Below are 2,227 nucleotides of genomic sequence, written 5' to 3'. Positions count from 1 at the left end.
AAAGCCGGTGCAGCACCAGAGCGAGCGCAGAGCGGGAGCGCCGTAGGCCGCCGGTAGGCGTCTGGTGGGGGGTGGTGATTGCCCGCACATTCCCCCTGATGCGTGACATATAACCACGCAAAACCTGTCCCGAAATTGAGACCGTAAGAATGGGCATGGAGAGGGGGAGCAGTAGCGCCGCACCGCGAGCCCCGGAGCCGTGCGAGGACGTGCGCGGGGTGGCGCTACTGCGGTTTCCGCACCTTGTATTTATACTTAAGGGATAAATGGCGGTCGTAGTTTGAGGGTCTAGCCCTAGAGCTACTGCGGTTTTTTGGAGATTTGACCCGTAGAAGAAAACCCCTGTATCTTGGGAGCTGCTTAGACAACCAAAACAACAGGGGTTTTTCCGTGCATTGCTGCACCTGCGGGATACATAACACACGTCGTAAACGACACCAAGACGCATCTCTTGCCGACATTTCTCCACGGGATAAATCGTGGGACGTTCACCGGGCGCAGGCGCAGGACGTGCAGGCGATTTACGGCGAGGCGAGAGAGTTTGAGAGACTGGCGGAGCGGATTGGGAAGTGTTCGGGGGTTCTGAGGTTCAGTGAAACCCATGACCCGGAGACCGGTGAAGTCCGGTTAAAACTCAAGGAAGCGCAGTTTTGCCGGGTGCGTCATTGCCCGGTATGTCAGTCGAGGCGTTCGCTTATGTGGCAGGCTCGTTTTTATCAAGCCCTTCCCGGCCTCATAGAAGCCCATAGAGGGGCACGCTGGCTCTTTCTGACCCTCACGGTGCGGAATTGCCCTGTAGACGATCTACGGGCCACTCTGAAGGCTATGAACGATAGCTGGCGCCGTATGGTGAAGCGACCAGAGTTCAAACCTGTGAAAGGTTGGATACGGACAACTGAGGTGACGCGGGGCAAGGACGGTTCAGCGCATCCGCACTTTCATGCGCTGCTTATGGTGCCTCCCTCTTGGTTTACCCGTCATTACGTCAAACAGGCCCGCTGGGTGGAAGTGTGGCAGTCCTGCGCTCGGTTGAACTATGCCCCCAGTGTGGACGTGCGGGCGGTGCATCCACGCAAAGGAGAGGATGGCACACAGGCCATTCAGCAGGCGGCGGCGGAAACCTTGAAATATGCGGTGAAGCCTGCCGACATGACCACCGACCCGGAATGGTTCATGGAGTTGACCAGGCAAGTCCATAAGCTCCGGTTTGTAGCGACCGGCGGGGTTCTCAAGGGAGTGCTCAAGGAAGGGCAGGAGAGCGATGAGGAACTTGCTCTGACCGATAGAGACGGGGAACAGGACGATGGGGGGCGTGTCGGGTTTAACTGGCGCCCGGCTGACCGGAAATATCGCCGTTACCGTCAGGCTGATGCGGAACCGTCAGCCCTCATTCATGACCCCAGACAGATCGACATTGAAGATTTTTAGCGAATGGAGAGCACATGACAAATCGACGTTTTATGGTGATGGACGAAGATCCTGAGCCGATTTTTTTCGATGATAAGTCATTGGCTGAGGAGTTTTGTAGGAGTGCTGAAATACCAAGTTTCTTCGAAGTTGCGCCGCTACCGAAGTTCGATCTTACGCCAAAATGTGTGTGGTTTTTGACTGATACTGGTTCGGTCAGTCGATCATGGGAAAGTGTTTTAGCTGACGGTCATCATGATGAGCAGGCAAAGAAAAAACACTGAGCCAGCGGCATGAAGAGACCCCAGACAGATCGACATTGAGGACGGGTGAGACGCACGCAAACAGAGTTTGCCTAAGTGCGCCCTTTACTTCGTTAGATTTGAGCCTTGGTGCGTGATGTCTGCTGCATTGCGGCTCATTTTTTTACGCCAAAAAATAACCGAGTTTATGCAGAGTTTTGCATTTTGATGTGACCGAGTTTTGCCCGAGATTTGCACGAGCATGTAACCATCTTTGGCGTCAAAATATCTTGTAAAAGTCGGGCAGGACAGGTGAAGGGGGCCCCCTCCACACGTCCTGCCTTATTCGCCTGCGGCTCAACGGGCGGGGCAGTTACTACCCCTTTCATATTTCGTGACGTGTCACGTTTGGCCTCTGACCCTTCCAGTCTGTTCCTGCCCCTTGAGCAAGCAGACGGTCACAGCAAAAAGCCGGTGCAGCACCAGAGCGAGCGCAGAGCGGGAGCGCCGTAGGCCGCCGGTAGGCGTCTGGTGGGGGGTGGTGATTGCCCGCACATTCCCCCTGATGCGTGACATAT

Annotated in this window: 2 protein-coding genes; both read left to right on the top strand. The window is 55.5% G+C overall.

Translation table 11 applies throughout. The annotated features are described in order from the left end of the window. Positions 1-390 precede the first annotated feature (390 nt). Positions 391-1,428 carry a protein rep gene (locus ACP7IZ_RS13695; RefSeq protein WP_426849716.1) on the top strand — a complete coding sequence of 346 codons (1,038 nt, stop codon included), beginning with the start codon at positions 391-393 and terminating at the stop codon, positions 1,426-1,428. A gap of 14 nt (positions 1,429-1,442) precedes the next feature. After that, positions 1,443-1,691: a hypothetical protein gene (locus ACP7IZ_RS13690; RefSeq protein WP_426849715.1), complete on the top strand. Its 249-nt coding sequence runs from the start codon at positions 1,443-1,445 to the stop codon at positions 1,689-1,691. The last annotated feature ends 536 nt before the right edge of the window (positions 1,692-2,227 follow it).

Origin of the sequence: Acetobacter sp. AAB5 (genome assembly GCF_050106715.1) — a bacterium.
GTDB classification, from domain to species: domain Bacteria; phylum Pseudomonadota; class Alphaproteobacteria; order Acetobacterales; family Acetobacteraceae; genus Acetobacter; species Acetobacter oryzifermentans.
The sequence above is the reverse complement of the archived record's forward strand: the minus strand, read 5'-3'. Positions and strand labels throughout refer to the sequence as shown.

Bases quoted from the DNA above. Each gene is read 5' to 3' on its own strand.
- ACP7IZ_RS13690 (WP_426849715.1), top strand. From the start codon at position 1,443: ATGACAAATCGACGTTTTATGGTGATGGACGAAGATCCTGAGCCGATT.